General features: G+C 70.0%; 20 protein-coding genes. 11 read left to right on the top strand and 9 right to left on the bottom strand.

The window, feature by feature from the left end:
• The first annotated feature begins 256 nt into the window (after positions 1 to 256).
• Genes moaB through ppk2 form a run of 3 tightly spaced genes read left to right on the top strand, consistent with a single transcriptional unit; the run spans position 257 to position 1,900 of the window.
• Positions 257 to 775 (top strand): molybdenum cofactor biosynthesis protein B, encoded by a 519-nt coding sequence (gene moaB / locus VDQ83_RS17605; protein ID WP_263397393.1) that lies wholly within the window; start codon positions 257 to 259, stop codon positions 773 to 775.
• 13 nt (positions 776 to 788) lie between these two features.
• Entirely contained in the window at positions 789 to 1,127 is a 339-nt protein-coding gene (locus VDQ83_RS17600) for a helix-turn-helix domain-containing protein (protein WP_309922055.1), read from the top strand.
• On the top strand, positions 1,124 to 1,900 hold the full coding sequence (gene ppk2, locus VDQ83_RS17595) for a polyphosphate kinase 2 (protein ID WP_263397391.1): 777 nt from the start codon (positions 1,124 to 1,126) through the stop codon (positions 1,898 to 1,900). The genes VDQ83_RS17600 and ppk2 overlap by 4 nt, the downstream gene beginning before the upstream one ends.
• 255 nt (positions 1,901 to 2,155) lie before the next feature.
• Here ppk2 and VDQ83_RS17590 read toward each other — a convergent pair whose 3' ends face one another.
• From VDQ83_RS17590 to VDQ83_RS17580, 3 genes are read right to left on the bottom strand one after another with little or no spacing between them, the layout of a single operon-like run.
• Positions 2,156 to 2,422, bottom strand: a complete 267-nt coding sequence (locus tag VDQ83_RS17590) for an acylphosphatase (RefSeq protein WP_455435884.1) — start codon at positions 2,420 to 2,422, stop codon at positions 2,156 to 2,158.
• Positions 2,422 to 3,048, bottom strand: a complete 627-nt coding sequence (locus VDQ83_RS17585) for a TlpA family protein disulfide reductase (RefSeq protein ID WP_455435883.1) — start codon at positions 3,046 to 3,048, stop codon at positions 2,422 to 2,424. The genes VDQ83_RS17590 and VDQ83_RS17585 overlap by 1 nt, the downstream gene beginning before the upstream one ends.
• Positions 3,045 to 4,319, bottom strand: coding sequence for a YihY family inner membrane protein (locus VDQ83_RS17580; protein ID WP_263397389.1), 1,275 nt, complete (start codon positions 4,317 to 4,319; stop codon positions 3,045 to 3,047). The genes VDQ83_RS17585 and VDQ83_RS17580 overlap by 4 nt, the downstream gene beginning before the upstream one ends.
• An 80-nt stretch (positions 4,320 to 4,399) precedes the next feature.
• On the opposite strand from VDQ83_RS17580, the gene wrbA reads away from it, so the two are divergent.
• From wrbA to ybaK, 4 genes are all read left to right on the top strand, one after another.
• Complete coding sequence (gene wrbA / locus VDQ83_RS17575) at positions 4,400 to 4,996, top strand: NAD(P)H:quinone oxidoreductase (protein WP_455435882.1); 597 nt, start codon at positions 4,400 to 4,402, stop codon at positions 4,994 to 4,996.
• The gene (locus VDQ83_RS17570; RefSeq protein WP_455435881.1) at positions 4,993 to 5,361 is read left to right on the top strand and encodes a DUF2069 domain-containing protein; all 369 of its coding nucleotides are present in this window, start codon (positions 4,993 to 4,995) and stop codon (positions 5,359 to 5,361) included. The genes wrbA and VDQ83_RS17570 overlap by 4 nt, the downstream gene beginning before the upstream one ends.
• A 78-nt stretch (positions 5,362 to 5,439) precedes the next feature.
• Positions 5,440 to 5,925: an asparaginase domain-containing protein gene (locus VDQ83_RS17565; RefSeq protein WP_179568138.1), complete on the top strand. Its 486-nt coding sequence runs from the start codon at positions 5,440 to 5,442 to the stop codon at positions 5,923 to 5,925.
• Between the two features lie 6 nt (positions 5,926 to 5,931).
• A complete protein-coding gene (ybaK, locus tag VDQ83_RS17560; RefSeq protein WP_455435880.1) occupies positions 5,932 to 6,405 on the top strand; it encodes a Cys-tRNA(Pro) deacylase in 474 nt (157 codons plus the stop codon).
• 275 nt (positions 6,406 to 6,680) lie between these two features.
• Here ybaK and VDQ83_RS17555 read toward each other — a convergent pair whose 3' ends face one another.
• The 3 genes from VDQ83_RS17555 to sufT all read right to left on the bottom strand — a co-directional run bounded on the left by VDQ83_RS17555 (position 6,681) and on the right by sufT (position 10,730).
• Entirely contained in the window at positions 6,681 to 8,426 is a 1,746-nt protein-coding gene (locus VDQ83_RS17555) for a S8 family peptidase (protein WP_455435879.1), read from the bottom strand.
• 548 nt (positions 8,427 to 8,974) lie between these two features.
• Positions 8,975 to 10,078, bottom strand: a complete 1,104-nt coding sequence (locus VDQ83_RS17550; RefSeq protein WP_455435878.1) for a branched-chain amino acid aminotransferase — start codon at positions 10,076 to 10,078, stop codon at positions 8,975 to 8,977.
• A 100-nt stretch (positions 10,079 to 10,178) separates the two neighbouring features.
• The gene (gene sufT, locus VDQ83_RS17545; protein ID WP_064539496.1) at positions 10,179 to 10,730 is read right to left on the bottom strand and encodes a putative Fe-S cluster assembly protein SufT; all 552 of its coding nucleotides are present in this window, start codon (positions 10,728 to 10,730) and stop codon (positions 10,179 to 10,181) included.
• Positions 10,731 to 10,836: 106 nt separating this feature from the next.
• Between sufT and VDQ83_RS17540 the strand changes: the two genes are divergently transcribed.
• Positions 10,837 to 11,256, top strand: coding sequence for a hypothetical protein (locus VDQ83_RS17540; protein ID WP_455435877.1), 420 nt, complete (start codon positions 10,837 to 10,839; stop codon positions 11,254 to 11,256).
• 119 nt (positions 11,257 to 11,375) lie between these two features.
• Here VDQ83_RS17540 and VDQ83_RS17535 read toward each other — a convergent pair whose 3' ends face one another.
• Genes VDQ83_RS17535 through VDQ83_RS17525 form a run of 3 tightly spaced genes read right to left on the bottom strand, consistent with a single transcriptional unit; the run spans position 11,376 to position 13,593 of the window.
• The gene (locus VDQ83_RS17535) at positions 11,376 to 12,824 is read right to left on the bottom strand and encodes an NAD(P)(+) transhydrogenase (Re/Si-specific) subunit beta (RefSeq protein WP_309922026.1); all 1,449 of its coding nucleotides are present in this window, start codon (positions 12,822 to 12,824) and stop codon (positions 11,376 to 11,378) included.
• Positions 12,821 to 13,297 carry a hypothetical protein gene (locus VDQ83_RS17530; RefSeq protein WP_263397382.1) on the bottom strand — a complete coding sequence of 159 codons (477 nt, stop codon included), beginning with the start codon at positions 13,295 to 13,297 and terminating at the stop codon, positions 12,821 to 12,823. Before VDQ83_RS17530 ends, VDQ83_RS17535 begins: the two co-directional genes overlap by 4 nt.
• Positions 13,294 to 13,593 (bottom strand): NAD(P) transhydrogenase subunit alpha, encoded by a 300-nt coding sequence (locus VDQ83_RS17525; RefSeq protein WP_145705660.1) that lies wholly within the window; start codon positions 13,591 to 13,593, stop codon positions 13,294 to 13,296. Before VDQ83_RS17525 ends, VDQ83_RS17530 begins: the two co-directional genes overlap by 4 nt.
• A gap of 165 nt (positions 13,594 to 13,758) precedes the next feature.
• On the opposite strand from VDQ83_RS17525, the gene VDQ83_RS17520 reads away from it, so the two are divergent.
• Genes VDQ83_RS17520 through VDQ83_RS17510 form a run of 3 tightly spaced genes read left to right on the top strand, consistent with a single transcriptional unit; the run spans position 13,759 to position 15,220 of the window.
• Positions 13,759 to 14,340: an RNA polymerase sigma factor gene (locus VDQ83_RS17520; RefSeq protein WP_455435876.1), complete on the top strand. Its 582-nt coding sequence runs from the start codon at positions 13,759 to 13,761 to the stop codon at positions 14,338 to 14,340.
• Between the two features lie 38 nt (positions 14,341 to 14,378).
• A complete protein-coding gene (locus VDQ83_RS17515; RefSeq protein ID WP_309922093.1) occupies positions 14,379 to 14,735 on the top strand; it encodes a hypothetical protein in 357 nt (118 codons plus the stop codon).
• Between the two features lie 5 nt (positions 14,736 to 14,740).
• Positions 14,741 to 15,220: a DUF3106 domain-containing protein gene (locus tag VDQ83_RS17510; protein WP_263397380.1), complete on the top strand. Its 480-nt coding sequence runs from the start codon at positions 14,741 to 14,743 to the stop codon at positions 15,218 to 15,220.
• Positions 15,221 to 15,588: the final 368 nt, after the last annotated feature.

Raw genomic sequence — 15,588 nt, 5'->3', positions numbered from 1 at the left:
CAGGCGGACCCCACGCCTCGCACGGCGAATCTGCGACCCGACCCGCAGACGTCTCCGGCAAGACGCTGTAACGCAACGTACACGCATGCTGCCGCGACACGCACGCACCGGCACCGACATGATTGACCGATGCCGGGCGCAAGCCAACGCCGCACTCCGCCTTCCCCCGACCTCTTCCCCAACCTGCGCTGCACGACCCGCGCCGATCCGCCGTGGCAGACTGTACGCCGACCGGGCGAGCGGCTAGGCTGCCGGCATGAGCGCCAAAGCCGATTTCATTGCATTGAACCTGTGCGTGCTGACCGTCTCGGACACGCGCAGCCTGGCCGAGGACAGCTCGGGCGACTACCTGGTGTCGGTGCTCGGCGAGGCCGGCCACCGCCTGTACGCGCGCGAGCTGCTGCCCGACGACCGCTACCGGATGCGCGCGGTGGTGTCGGCGTGGATCGCCGACCCGCAGGTCGACGGCATCCTGGTCACCGGCGGCACCGGCTTCACCGGCCGCGACTCCACGCCCGAAGCGCTGCTGCCGCTGCTGGACAAGCAGATGCCCGGTTTCGGCGAACTGTTCCGTGCGATCAGCTTCGATGAGATCGGCACCTCCTCGCTGCAGTCGCGCGCCTTCGCCGGCCTGGCCAACGCCACCTTCGTGTTCTGCCTGCCCGGCTCGACCTCGGCCTGCCGCACTGCCTGGGAAAGGATCGTCGCCGCGCAACTCGATGCGCGCACCAAGCCGTGCAATCTGGCGACGCTGCGTCCCCGCCTGAAGGAATGACCTGGAACCGCGCATGCCCCTGGACACCACCCTGCGCCTGCTGGCCAAGGCCAGCGGCATGACCGCGGCGGACATCGCCGCCGCCATCCCGCGCGCCGGCGCGGCCACGGTCAAGGCCTGGCTGGCCGGCGAGAAGATGCCCGGCCGCGACCAGCTCAACGCGCTGGCGCGCGCCTTCGGCGTTCCCGCCGGCGCCCTGCTCGGCGAACTGGCCAGCCAGCTCGACCCGGCCCGCACCCGCGGCGAACACGATCTATTGCAGGCCTACCGCGCCCTCGACAGCCGCCAACAGGGCGCGCTACTGGAGGTGGCGCGAAGCATGGCCGGCACCCGCGCCAGGCGCAGCAAATGAGCAAGCTCAAACGCAAGCACTACCAGGCGCTGATGCAGCCGTTGCAACTGGAGTTGGCGGCGCTGGCGCAGGCGCTGCAGCACAGCGGCGAACGCGTGCTGGTGCTGTTCGAGGGTCGCGACACCGCCGGCAAGGGCGGCGCGATCCAGGCCATCGCCGAACATCTGAACCCGCGCCAGTGCCGGGTGGTGGCGCTGCCCAAGCCGACCGACCGCGAAAGCACGCAGTGGTATTTCCAGCGCTACGCCACGCACCTGCCGGCCGCCGGCGAGATCGTGCTGATGGACCGCAGCTGGTACAACCGCGCCGGCGTGGAGCGGGTCATGGGCTATTGCAACGACGCGCAATACCACGCCTTCCTGCGCCAGGCGCCGCTGTTCGAGCGCCTGCTGGTCGACGACGGCATCCGCCTGTTCAAGTACTGGCTGTGCGTGGACCAGGACCAGCAGGAGAAACGCTTCGCCGAACGCCTGCACGACCCGCTGAAGGGCTGGAAGCTGTCGCCGGTGGACCTGCAGTCGCGCGCCCAGTACGCCCACTACACCCGCGCCCGCGAGGCGATGCTGGACGCCACCCACAGCGAACATGCGCCGTGGACGCTGGTCGATTTCAACGATCAGAAGCGCGGCCGCCTGACTCTGATCCGGCACTTGCTCGACCAATTGCCCGACACGCCGCTGCAGGAGCCGGGCCTGGCGCTGCCGCCACTGAAGCACAAGCCGCGCAAGGAGACGTTCGGCGTGCTGCAGCCGGTTGCGTCGTATCCGGTGTGAGGCCGGGGTTCGGGACTCGGGACTCGGGACTCGATGATCAACCCGCAAACTGACGGTGCAATACTTTTCTTGCATGCTCTTCTGTAGGAGCGGCTTCAGCCGCGACCGGACCTCTCCGCAAAGACGCGGCCCGGATTGACCCTTCTTCTGCAGTGGCATGCGCTTGTGGGAGGGACTTCAGTCCCGACGAAGCGTTATCGGTAAAGCATCGGGACTGAAGTCCCTACCACACAGGAATCCCCAGAATTTCGGGCTTCAGCCGATCGCGAAGCCCGCCGCCACCGGCTCCGGCCATGGCTCGCGCGACACCTGCGCGACCCGCGCCGCCGGCGGGCCGTGCTGCAGCCAGTCGGCCAGCGCCTCCAGCGCCGCAGCCTCGCCGGCGGCAATCACTTCGACGCGGCCGTCGGCCAGGTTGCGCGCCTGCCCGTCCAGCCCCAGCGCCTGCGCACGCTCGCGGGTGGAGGCGCGGAAGGACACGCCCTGGACCCGGCCGGACACCAGGAAACGCGCCGCCGCCATCAGCGCGCGGCTTTCGCCTGGCCGGGCGCCGCGCCGCCCGCCGCGGCGATCGCCGCTTCGATGTCGTGCGCGTTGACCGGGCCCAGGAACTGCTTGGCCAACTTGCCGTCCGGGGCGATCAGGTAGGTCATCGGCAACCCGCGCGGGGTGGCGAAGTCGGCCGGCGGCGCGTAGGTGTCGACGATGATCACCGGGTAGGCCACCGGGTGCTCCTTCAGGAACGCCTGCATCTCCGCCGGCTCGATGTCCTCGTAGGCCAGGCCGACCACTTCGATGTTGTCGCGCATCACGTGCAATGCCGACAGCTCCGGCATCTCCTTCAGGCACGGCGCGCACCAGGTGGCCCAGAAATTCACCACCACCCATTTGCCGCGATGCGCGGCCAGGTCGTAGTCGCTGCCGTCCACCGCCTTCATCTTCAGCGTCGGTTGCGGGCGGGTTTCCTGCACGACCTGCGGCGCGGCGCCGGCGGCGGGCGCAGCCGCTGCCGTCGGCGCGGGGGGCGGCACCGGCGCGGCCGGAGCTGAGGCGGCCGGCGCGGCACCATCGGCGGGCGTCGGATGGCGATCGCAGCCGGCCAGCAATGCGGCGGCGGCGAACAACGGGAACAGGATGCGCGGGGTCATGCGAGGTCTCCGATATCGGTGTAAAGATCGCCGACGCGCCGTTTCAGCACGTCGCGCAGCGGCATGCGCAACTCATCCAGCGCGCGCCACGCCGCCTGCCCCAGCGCGTCGTCGCGGCACGGCAGGTAGGCTTCGGCGATGGGGATGCGCAGCTGGCAGTTTTCGTAGAGTTCGGTCAGCGGCACGTCGGCCAGGTCGCGCGCCAGCAGCCATTCGCCCTGCTCGGCACGGTTGAGCAGGCGGATGCGCTCCAGCTCGCACAGCAACTCCTGCACCAGCGAATCGGTCAGCATCGGTTCCAGCTGCAGGATCTGGTCTTCCTGCAGGCCGTGGCCGTCCTTGCGCGCCTGCGCGAAACGGCCGAGCAGGCGCAGCAAGGCGTAGATCTCGTAGCCGGCCGGCAGCCGCATCGACGCCGGCTGGTAGCGGAACGCGGCGATCGAGGAGGCCAGCGAGGCGCCGAGCAGGATCGCGATCCAGCTCAGGTAGGTCCACAGCAGGAAGATCGGCACGAACGCGACCGTGCCGTAGATGCGCTGGTAGGACTGGAAGCTGCCCAGGTACAGGCTCAATCCGCCCTTCACCAGCTCCAGCAGGGCCACCGCCAGCAGCGCGCCCGGCACCGCGTGGCGCAGCTTGACCGTGTGGTGCGGCACCACCCGGTACACCAGGGTGATGCAGGCGAACTCGATCAGCACCGGCGCCAGGCCCAGCGCCATCTGCGCCAGCAGCCGGCCTTCGCTGGTGCGGAACAGCGGCAGCGCGAAGAACCGTGCCGACGCCGCCAGCGAGGCCGCGGCCAGCAGCGCGCCCAGGGTCATCACTGTCCAGTACACCAGGAAGCGGGTCAGCCGCGGCCGCGCCGAGACCACCCGCCAGATCCGGTTGAAGGTCTGCTCGACGCTGTTCAAGGTGATCAGCAGCGACACCATCAGCGCGATCGTGCCGGCGCTGGTCAGCTGCCCGGCGCTAGCCGAGAACTGGCGCAGATAGGCTTCCACCGAACGCGCCGCGGCCGGCACGAAGTTGGAGAAGATGTAGTCGCTGAGCTTGTCGCTCCATTCGTCGAACACCGGGAACGCCGAGAGCACGCCGAACACCACCATCGCCAGCGGCACCAGCGCGAAGATCGTGGTGTAGGCCAGCGAGGCGGCGGCCTGGAACAGGCGGTCGTCGAGGAAGCGGTGCCACAGGAAACTGGCGAAGCTGCGCATCCGCGCGCGGTCGCGTACCCGCTCCGTCCAGAGATTGACCGTGTCCAAAGGCTGCATCGGGCAAGGGTACCCGATGCGCGCAGGCGCCGGCATCGCCGATACTGGCGGCCGTTCTGGTGCAAGCAAGCGAGGGCCGCATGGCCGAGATCCTGGTCCTGTACTACAGCCGTGGCGGTTCGGTGGCGCGCCTGGCGCGGCAGATCGCGCGCGGCGTCGGCGAGGTGCCCGGCATGGCCGCGCGCCTGCGCACCGTGCCGCCGGTGGCCGCCGTCACCCAGGCCAGCGCGCCGCCGGTGCCCGACAGCGGCGCGCCGTACGTGGACGCCAGCGACCTGCGCGACTGCGTCGGCCTGGCGCTGGGCAGCCCCACCCGCTTCGGCAACATGGCCGCGCCGGTCAAACACTTCATCGACGGCCTCGGCGCCGAATGGGCCAGCGCCACCCTGGCCGGCAAGCCGGCGGCGGTGTTCACCTCGACCGCATCGCTGCACGGCGGCCAGGAAGCGACCCTGCTGTCGATGCACCTGCCGCTGCTGCACCACGGCTGCGTGATCGTCGGCATTCCCTATACCGAGCCGCTGCTCAGCAGCACCCGCAGCGGCGGCACGCCGTACGGCGCCAGCCACGTCGCCGGCGCCGACGACGATCCGCAGCCCAGCGAAGAGGAAGCGCAGCTGGCGCGCGCGCTGGGGCGGCGCCTGGCCGGCATCGCGCAACGCCTGGTGGCGCCATGAGCGCGGCACGCTTGCGATACGCGCTGGGGGCGACGCTGCTGGTCCTGGCGCTGCTGTACGCGGCCTGGTTCCACGACGACCGCCACCGTCTCGCCGCGCTGCTGGTGTTCGCGCTGCCGCCGCTGCTGCTGGCGATCGGCGCGCTGCGCGGCTCGGCGGTGGCGCGCTTCTGGGCCGGCGTGTTCGGGCTGTTCTGGTTCAGCCACGGGGTGATGGCGGCCTGGAGCCATCCGCCGCAGCGCGCCTACGCCTGGGCCGAACTGCTGCTGGCGCTGCTGGCGATCGGCCTGTCCAGTGCGCCGGGCATTCGCGCGCGCTTCGCGCGCAAGCGCGGCGCGGCGGCGGCCGGCGACGACAAGCCCTGAACGGCGGCCGCCGGGCTGCCGCTATCATGGCGGCCTGCGCGGCCACGGCGGCGCCCCGTCATGCTCTAGGAACCGGCAATGGAAGAACTCCTGATCGTCACCACCGGCGGCACGATCGACAAGATCTACTTCGACGACAAGTCCGACTACCAGATCGGCGATCCGCAGATCGGCCAGATCCTCAAGGAACTGGGCGTAACCTTCCGCTTCACCGTGATCCCGATCATCCGCAAGGACTCGCTGCACATCACCGACGAAGACCGCGAACTGATCCGCGCCACCGTCGCCGCGCAGTCCGCGCGCCACGTGCTGCTGACCCACGGCACCGACTCGATGGTGCAGACCGGCAAGGTACTGCAGACCATCCCGGACAAGACCATCGTGATGACCGGCGCGCTGAATCCGGCGCGGTTCCGCGGCTCGGACGCGGAATTCAACATCGGCTGCGCGGTCGGCGCGGTGCAGTCGCTGCCGGCCGGTGTCTACATCGCCATGAACGGGCAGATCTGGGACCCGCAGAAGGTGCGCAAGAACGTGGCCGCGAACCGCTTCGAACCCGTCTGAGCCGCCATGTCCAAGGCCACCCGCGCAACCCGGGCGCTGGACGCCGCCGGCGTCGCCTACACCTTGCATCCCTACGACTACGAAGCCGAGGCCGGCGCGAAGGGCCTGCAGGCGGCGCAGGCGCTCGGCCTGCCGCCGGCGCGGGTGCTGAAGAGCCTGATGGCGTGGGTCGACAGCAGTGCGGTGTGCGTGGTGGTCCCGTCCGATCGCCGCGTGCAGCTGAAGAAGCTCGCCGCGGCCGGTGCCGGCAAATCGGCACGGATGATGGAGGTGGCCGAGGCCGAGCGCCGCACCGGCTACAAGGTCGGCGGCATCAGCCCGCTGGGCCAGCAGCGGCAGGCACCGGTGCTGATCGAGCAATCGGCGCTCGCTGCGGGCAGCGTGTGGTTCAACGCCGGGCAGCGCGGCCTGCTGCTGGAGATCGATGCCGGGCAGATACTGGACGTGTTGCAGGCGCGCGCCTGCGATCTGTGCGAGTGACGCGCGCGCGGAGCCTCATCGCCGCCCACTGACTTCCGCGATGCCGGTCAGGTTCACGACACCGCAACCCTTCCTTGCACCGATGCAGGCCGATGCGCCTGGCGCAGGCGTCGCATCAGCATCGGCCGCCTCGGCAAGCTACGCAAAAAAAACCCGCGCCGAGGCGCGGGCAATCGCATCTTCCTATCTGTCTCGAACGCTGCAGGCCGCCGATTCCGTTCGGGAACATGCGGCGCTTGCGCGGCGGCCGCGATGGCCGCCGCGCAGCGGGCGGATCAGTAGTTCGCGGTCAAGGTCACGCCCGAGAACGTGCTGTACGCCTTGACCCGCACGTAGTACGTGCCGGCGCTGGGCGCGTTGAAGGTGCAGGTCTCGTTGTTGCCGTTGAGGTACGGACGGCAGCCGTAGGTGGTGTCGGTCGGCGCGCTGCCCAGGCGCACGTACAGGTCGGCGTCGCCGCTTCCGCCGGCGATGGTGACGCTCAGCGAACTGGCCCCGCTCGGCACCACCACGGTGTAGTTCAGCTCGGCGCCGCTGCTGGCGCCCAGCCCGGTGACCGGCACCCCGTCCTGCAACTGGTTGCCGGGACCGGGGCCGGGACCGCCGCCGCCCAGCGCCGCGGTCACCGCGGCGTTGGCGTCGAGCAAGCCGGCGCCGCAGCCCTGCGAGCACGAGAAGCTGGCGGCGGTGTTCTTGATCGTCGTCTCGACCTGCGCCGGGGTCAGCGGCGACGGCGCGACCGACTGCATCAGCGCGACCACGCCCGCCACGTGCGGCGCTGCCATCGAGGTGCCGTTGTAGGACGCGTAGCTGGCGCTGCCCGGCGTGGTGGTGCCGGAATTGAGCGTGGACAGGATGCTCGAACCCGGCGCGGAGATGTCGATGCCGGTGCCGTAGTTCGAATAGCTGGCCTTGGCGCGCGAGGAGGTGGTGGCCGCGACCGCGATCACGTTGGCGCAGTTCGCCGGCACCGAGCCGGACACGTTCGCGCCGCTGTTGCCGGCCGCCACCACCACCGTGGTGCCGCGGCCCACCGCGCCGTTGATCGCGTTCTGGTAGGTGGCCGAGCAGGTGCCGCCGCCGCCGAGCGACATGTTGATCACCTCGGCCGGGGTGGTGTTGGCGGGCACCCCGCTGACCGTGCCGCCGGAGGCCCAGACGATCGCATCGGCGATGTCGGAGGTGTAGCCGCCGCAGCGGCCCAGCACGCGCACCGGCAGCACCTTGGCGCCGAACGCGGTGCCGGCAACGCCGACCGCATTGTTGGTCTGCGCGGCGACGGTGCCGGCCACGTGGGTGCCGTGCCAGCTGGAATTGGTCACCGGCGAGCCGCTGTAGCACTCGTTGGCCACCGGGTTCCAGTCGCCCTCGTCGGCCGGGTTGGCGTCGCGGCCGTCGCCGTCGCGCGAGACGAAGGTGTCGCTGATGAAGTCGTAGCCGGGCAGGATGTTGGCGTTGAGATCGGCATGGTTGGTGATGCCGGTGTCGATCACCGCCACCACCACGCCGCTGCCGGTGGCCTGGTCCCAGGCCGGGCGCACGTTGATGCCGGCGGTGCCGGTGCCGAAGGCCCACTGCGAGGACAGGCTGGGGTCGTTCGGGGTCAGCGTCGCGGTCATGATCCGGTCGAGCTCGACGTACTCCACGTTCGGGTCGGCGGCGAGCCGGCGCATCAGCATCTCGGCTTCCTTGGCGTCGAGCACCCGGTTGGCCTTGACCACTTCCGGGCCGATCGCCAGGCGCCGCAGCGAGGTCAGGCCGAGCGCGCGGCCGCTCCTGGCCGGCACCGCGGTCGCGGCGGAGGAGAGCGCGCGCTGCAGCGACGCCGGCGCCGCCAGTTCGGTGCTGCCATCGCGGTACTTGACGATGAAACGCTGCAGGGTGGGTTCGGAGGACAGCCCGGACAGGTTGACCTCGCCGGCGAAGGCCGGGGTCGCCAACAGCAGCGAACTCAGTGCCGACGCGCCCACCACCACCAGCCACGTGCGCTGACGCGAACGACGTTGCGAAATATCGGTCATCGGAACTTCCTTATCGTTGAATGGCCGCGAAGCGGCGATAGTTCGACGACGATGCGTTCGACGACGGCTGAACGCAGCATCAAGCCGAGAGGCCGGACCAGCCCCCTGTTGCCGTCCGTTCATCGAACCTAGTCAATTGCGCCGGTCAATACAATGGCGTATGGAGGGCTACCACTAGGAAATGCGTCGTCCAAAATGCCGTTCCGTGACGACCATCAACTGCGTTCAGCTGACCATTCCGCACTCGGCGCTGCACTGCGCCACGCCAACGTCACGCAAGAGACATGGAATGACACGCTGCGACCAAGGCAGGACATCGGTCGGCAGGCGCTGAAGTAGGCGCCGCGGTCAGGACTGGTCAGGGTGCAACGGCCGCGCATGGCGCTACGCCTGCAGGCGCTGGCGATCTGCCGGTATCGCGTGGTTGCGGCGATCCAACGGCAGCGAAGAACGAATGGCGGGCAGGACCGCCGCGCATCGGCGACGGCTTCACCGGGCTCCAAGGGCCGATGCCGCGGCAGCATTGCCGCAGCATCGGTACGTACCGCTCAGCCGTCCAGGCGCACCAGCCAACCGTGGCGGTCGGGCACGCGGCCGTACTGGATGTCGGTCAGTTCCTGGCGCAGCGACAGGGTCACCGCGCCGGCCGGCGCGGCCAGGTCGCCGACCGCGAAATCCTTGCCCTTCAGCTGCCCGATCGGGGTCACCACCGCGGCGGTGCCGCAGGCGAAGATCTCGGCGATCTCGCCGGAGGCCACGCCGTCGCGCCACTCGTCGATGGTCACCTGGCGCTCGACCACCTGCATGCCGCGGTCGCGCGCCAACTGCAGGATGCTGTCGCGGGTGATGCCCTCGAGGATGCTGCCGGACAGCGCCGGGGTGACCAGGCTGCCGTCGCGCATCACCAGGAACACGTTCATGCCGCCCAGTTCTTCCAGGTACTTGCCCTCGACCGGGTCCAGGAACAGCACCTGCGAGCAGCCCTGCGCCTGCGCCTGCTGCTGCGGCAGCAGCGAGGCGGCGTAGTTGCCGCCGCACTTGGCCGCGCCGGTGCCGCCCTTGGCCGCACGCGCGTAGTCGGTGGACAGCCAGATCGCCACCGGCGCCACGCCCTTGGCGAAGTAGGCGCCGGCCGGGCTGGCGATGACGTAATAGCCGGCCTTCTGCGCCGCGCGCACGCCCAAGAACGCCTCGTTGGCGATCATGAAGGGACGGAAGTACAGGCTGGTCTCCGGCGCCGACGGCACCCACGCGGCATCGACCGCGATCAGCTGGCGCAGCGATTCGACGAACAGCTCCACCGGCAGGTCCGGCAGCGCCAGGCGCTGCGCCGAGCGCTGCAGGCGCTTGCCGTTGGCCTCCGGGCGAAAGGTCCAGATCGAGCCGTCGGCATGGCGGTAGGCCTTGATGCCCTCGAAGATCTCCTGGCCGTAGTGCAGCACCGAGGCGGCCGGATCCAGCGCCAGCGGACCGTAGGGGCGGACCTGGGCGTCGTGCCAGCCCTGCTCGCGGTCCCATTCGATGGCGACCATGTGGTCGGTGAAGTAGTTGCCGAAGCCCGGCGCGGCGAGGATCTGCGCGCGCGCATCGGCGCTGCGTGCGGTCGTGGACGGGATCAGGCGGAACTGCGAAGACGGCTCGGTAGCGGACACCGGGGGTTTCCTGTGGTAGTCGAGGGACGGCCGTGCCGCTGCATCATCCAAGCGCAGCGGCGGCGCCTTGTCCCGGCCCCAGGTCGCGCGGTCGCGCGGGTCAGAGCATGCCGGTTTCGAGGCGCGCGGCCTCGGACATCATATGCCGGCCCCACGGCGGATCGAACACCAGCTCGACATCGGCCTCGGCGATGGTCGGGATCAGCTCCAGCTTGCTGCGCACGTCGTCGACCAGGATCTCACCCATGCCGCAGCCCGGCGCGGTCAGCGTCATCTTCACCTCGACCAGGCGCTGGCCGTCCTCGCGCGGCTGCACGCCGACTTCGTAGACCAGGCCCAGGTCGACGATGTTGAACGGGATCTCCGGATCGAAGCAGGTGCGCAGCTGCTGCCAGATCAGCGCCTCGACCTGCTCGTCGCTGGCGCCTTCCGGCAGGTCCAGGCCCGGCGGCGGTTCCTTGCCGATGGCGTCGCCGTCCTTGCCGGCGATGCGGAACAGGTTGCCCTCCACGAACACCGTGTAGCTGCCGCCCAGCGCCTGGGTGATATAGCCGTAGCTGCCGGCAGGCAGGGTCACCGCGTCGCCCTGCGGCACCATGACCGCCGCGCAATCGCGTTCGAATTGGACTGGTTCGCTGCTGCGTGAGTACATGGGGGCGATATGGGGGCAGGCCCCGCCGGTGCAAGTCGCCCAGTTTATCCGAGTGCGCGGGGTGCGTGCCGGAGGGTATCCTGTGCGGATTCTTCGGGAACATCGCATGCCGCCCTCCTCCACGCCGGCCAGGACCACGCACTGGCTATGGCCCTTGCTGCTGTGCCTGGGCTGCTTCACCGCCCTGATCGCCTGGATGCTGGTCGCCTTGAGCCTGGGCCATCAGGCCGGCTGGATGGCGGTGCCGGTGGCGCTGGAGATCGCGTGGATGCTGCGCCTGGGCACGCTGCCGCGCGGCAAGCTGCGCATCGCCGTGGCGGTGCTCGCCACCGCGCTGGTCATCGTCGCCGCCAACTGGGGCATCGCCGCCGCGCACATGGGCGCGGGACTGGGCCTGGATCCGTGGGATTCGTCGCTGAAGATGGGCGCGCGCTACGCGTGGACGCTGACCGTGCTGGCCAACCGCCCCGGCGACGTGCTGTGGCTGGGCATCGGCCTGGTCGTGGCGTATTTCAGCGCGCGCTGAGAGTAGTGGTCGCGGCTGAAGCCGCTCCTACAGTCAGTGCTCCCGCCCCCCTGTAGGAGCGGCTTCAGCCGCGACCGACACCCGGCCGGAGCGGCCAAGCATCGGTCGCCGCCGCCAGTTCAATGCCCGCCGTCCAGCGCCTTCAGTTCGCTGACCAGCGCGCCGGCCGCCTCGGCACCGTCGCCGTACAGCATGCGCGTGTTGTCGGCATAGAACAGCGCGTTCTCGATGCCGGCGAAACCGGTGCCCTTGCCGCGCTTGATCACGATGACGTTCTTGGAATTGACCACGTCCAGGATCGGCATGCCGAAGATCGGGCTGGCCGGATCGGTCTTGGCCACCGGGTTGACCACGTCGTTGGCGCCGATCACCAGCGACACGTCGGTGCTGGGGAACTCGGGATTGATGTCGTCCATGTCGGCGATCAGGTCGTAGGGCACGCCGGCCTCGGCAAGCAGCACGTTCATGTGCCCGGGCATGCGCCCGGCCACCGGGTGGATCGCGAACTTGACCTTGACCCCGCGCTCGATCAACCGCTGCGCCAGCTCCCAGATCTTGTGCTGCGCCTGCGCCACCGCCATGCCGTAGCCGGGCACGATCACCACGCGCTCGGCGTAGGCCATCATCGCCGCCACGTCGCCGGCCTCGATCGGCTTCTGCGCGCCGCTGATCTCCTGCGCCTGGCCGCCGCCGCCGAAGTTGGAGAACAGCACGCCGCTGATCGGCCGGTTCATCGCCTTGGCCATCAGCCGGGTCAGCAGGATGCCGGCCGCGCCGACCATCATGCCGGCGATGATCAGCGCCTCGTTGCCGAGCACGTAGCCTTCGAATGCCACCGCCAGGCCGGTGAAGGCGTTGTACAGCGAGATCACCACCGGCATGTCGGCGCCGCCGATCGGCAGCGTCATCAGCACGCCCAGTGCCAGCGCGACCGCGAAGAAGGCCACGATCGCCACCGGGCTTAGGCCGATCGCCGCCCACGCGCCCAGGCCCAGCATCGCCACGAACACCAGCAGGTTGAACGCCTGCTGGCCGGGGAAGGTCACGCGCTTGTCCAGCCGCCCGTCGAGCTTGGCCCAGGCGATGATCGAGCCGGACAGCGAGATCGCGCCGATCGCCGAACCGACGATGGCCAGCGCCAGCGTGGTCGCATCGGGCTGGCGCGCGGCCAGCGCGGCGATCGCGCTCTCGCTCCAGTGCGAGGTGTCACGGTGCGCCAGGAACGAGAAGCGCAGCAGTTCCACCGCCCCGATCGCCGCCGCCGAGCCGCCGCCCATGCCGTTGTACAGCGCGACCATCTGCGGCATGTCGGTGATGGCGACCTTCTTGGCCGAGATCCACGCCGCGCCGGTGCCGATCACCAGCGCCAGCAGGATCAGGGTCAGGTTGTGCAGGCCGGGCAGGAAGAAGGTGGCGGCGGTCGCCAGCAGCATGCCGAACCCGGCCCAATGGATGCCGCTGCGCGCGGTCTTGGGCGAAGCCATGCGCTGCAGGCCGAGCAGGAACAGGGTGGCGGCCACCAGGTAGCTGGCCTTCACCAGCCAGGACAGTGCTTCGGTCGTGCTCATGCGTGTCCCCCGATCAGCATGTCCGCCGGATCGCGCGCGCGGTCCAGGCGATGGTGCTCGAACATCTCGATGGCGGTCTTCAGCAGCCCCACCATGCCCAGGCCGAACGCGACCAGACCCAGCGACAACTGGTTCAGCGGCGTGGAACTCGCCAGGTAGGCGCCGACCAGGCCGATCACGATCGGCACCAGCGCCTCGATCGAGAGCAGCCACAGCGCCAGGCGCCCCTTGCGCGGGTCCTGCCAGATCGAATGCGAGATCTTGTTCTGGGTACGGGTGGGATCCTGCAGCGACGACAGGCCGACACCGACACCGGCATACAGCAGCGCGTAGTTCCAGTCGTCGAACACGCCGGCCATGCCGTTGAACAGCGGCCTGGCGGCGTAGATGGCGGCGGCGACCATCGCCGGGTACTGCAGGTAGCTCAGCATCTGGAACCACGCCCTGGGCCCCAGCGGCCGCGCCGAGCTCATGGCTTGTCTCCGGGCTTCTTCGAGCTCTTGAACATCTCCAGCATGCGCTCGGTGACCACGTAGCCGCCGGCGGCGTTGCCGGCGCCGAGCAGCACGGCGAGGAAGCCCACCGCCTTCTCCAGCGTGGTATCGGCATGGCCGAGCACCACCATCGCGCCGATCAGCACGATGCCGTGGATGAAGTTGGAACCGGACATCAGCGGGGTGTGCAGGATCACCGGCACCCGCGAGATGATCACATGTCCGGCGATGGCCGCCAGCATGAAGATGTACAACGCCACGAACCCGTCGCTCATTCTCGCTCTCCCGGGCGCCGCGCCCGACCGTCGCAATCATAACCGCGTGCTGAATCCATGGGCGACAGCTGTGCGCCTCCGGTTCAAGGCGCGCGGCCCGGCGCCGGTCAACCGCGGCGGCGGCCAAGCGTTATCCACGGTATCCCCGCGCCAGGAAGCTAAGCTGTGCTGGTGAGCACGCCCGCCCTCGACCCCTCATCGACCGATCCGGAGACCGACGACGCGCCGCGTCCGCTGCCGGTGTCGCTGGACGCGTTCCTGGCCGAGATCGGCCCGCGCGCGTTCCGCTTCGCCGAGGCCGGGCTGCGCCAGCGCGAGGATGCGCTGGATGCGGTGCAGGACGCGATGATCAAGCTGCTCGCCTATCGGGAGCGTCCGGCGCAGGAATGGACGCCGCTGTTCTGGAGCATCCTGCGCCGGCGCATCATCGACCTGCAGCGCCGCCGCGGCTTCCGCCTGCGCTTCTGGGCGCCGACCAGCGAGCGCAGCGAGGACAGCCAGCCGGACTGGGCCGACGAAGGGCCGAGCCCGGCGCAACGCCACGAGCAGCGGCAGACCCATGCGCGGCTGGTGACGGCACTGCGCGCGTTGCCGGCGCGACAGCGCGAAGCCTTCACCCTGCGCGTGCTCGAGGAGCTGGACGTGGCCACCACCGCGCGCGCGATGGGCTGCTCCGAAGGCTCGGTCAAAACCCACCTGTCGCGCGCCCGCGAGGCGTTGCAGAAACACCTGGAGGACATCCGGTGAAACCCGACACCCCCCCTTCCGCCGCGTTCGATGCGCAGATGCGACGCGCGCACCAGGCCTCGCTGCAGGCCCTGCCGGCGCAGACCCTGGCGCAGCTGCGCGCCGCGCGCCACGACGCCGCACGCCGCCACGCCGCCACGCCGCGGCGCTGGGGCTGGCTGCTGGCGGCGGCGCCGGCGGTGCTAGGCGCCGCGTTCGGCATGCACCTGCTGCTGCGTCCGACACTGCCCCCGTCGCTGCCGGTGGCGAGCGTCGCCAGCGCTCCCGCGGCGGCTGCGCTGCCCGCCGGCGCCACCGCGCAAGGCGACGGCGACGACGCCGTGGCCGGCCTGCTCGAAGAAAATCCCGACCTGTACCTGTGGCTGGGCTCCGATACCTCGCTGGCGATGGAATGAACACGATGAACCGCCTGATCCGCATGTCCCTGGCGCTGGCCCTGCTGGCCGGCGCCCCGCTGGCGGCCTTCGCCGCGCCGCCGCCACCACCGCCGCCCCCGGATGAAGAAGCCGACACGCGGCCGCCGCTGCCGGACTGGGAACACCTGAGCGCGCAGCAGCGCGAGCTGCTGATCGCGCCGATGCGCCAGCGCTGGAACGATGCGCCGCAGCAGCGGCGCCGGATGTTCGAACACGCGCAACGCTGGCAGGCGATGACGCCCGAGCAGCGCGAGCGCGCGCGCAAGGGCGCCCGCCGCTACGAGGACATGAGCCCGCAGCAGCGCGAAGAGGCGCGCGTGCTGTTCGAACGCATGCGCGCGCTGCCGCCGGAGCAGCGCAAGGCGCTGCGCGATCGCTGGGAGGCGATGACCCCGCAGCAACGCGACGCCTGGATCAAGGCCAACGCCGGCCCCGACGCCAGACCTGCGCCGGGTTCGAGGTGAGCGTCCTGCGAGCGCATCGAGACGACCGCAGCGTTTTTCGGAGCCGTTTGCAGACTGTCGCTGCGACCGACGGGTGATCCCGGGCATCAGCCGCGACGAGGACGACCGAGCGAACAAGGGCCGTCGCCGATCGAATCCGTCGCGATTAAAACCGCGACATCGCACCATCGTCCGGGTCGGAAATACACAAGCCTGACGACCCAACGGTTTCGCCCAGGAGCGTGCTGCTGGGGCCAGTTGTAGGAGCGACTTCAGTCGCGACACTTCGCGGGAGATCCGCGGCCGGCGACTGGTGCGGTGTGGGAGCGACTGGTGTGGGAGCGACTTCAGTCGCGACGGGCGTTACCGGTAGAGCCCGTCGCGACTGA

It is taken from the genome of Xanthomonas sp. WHRI 7945 (assembly GCF_035026585.1).
The sequence above is the reverse complement of the archived record's forward strand: the minus strand, read 5'-3'. Positions and strand labels throughout refer to the sequence as shown.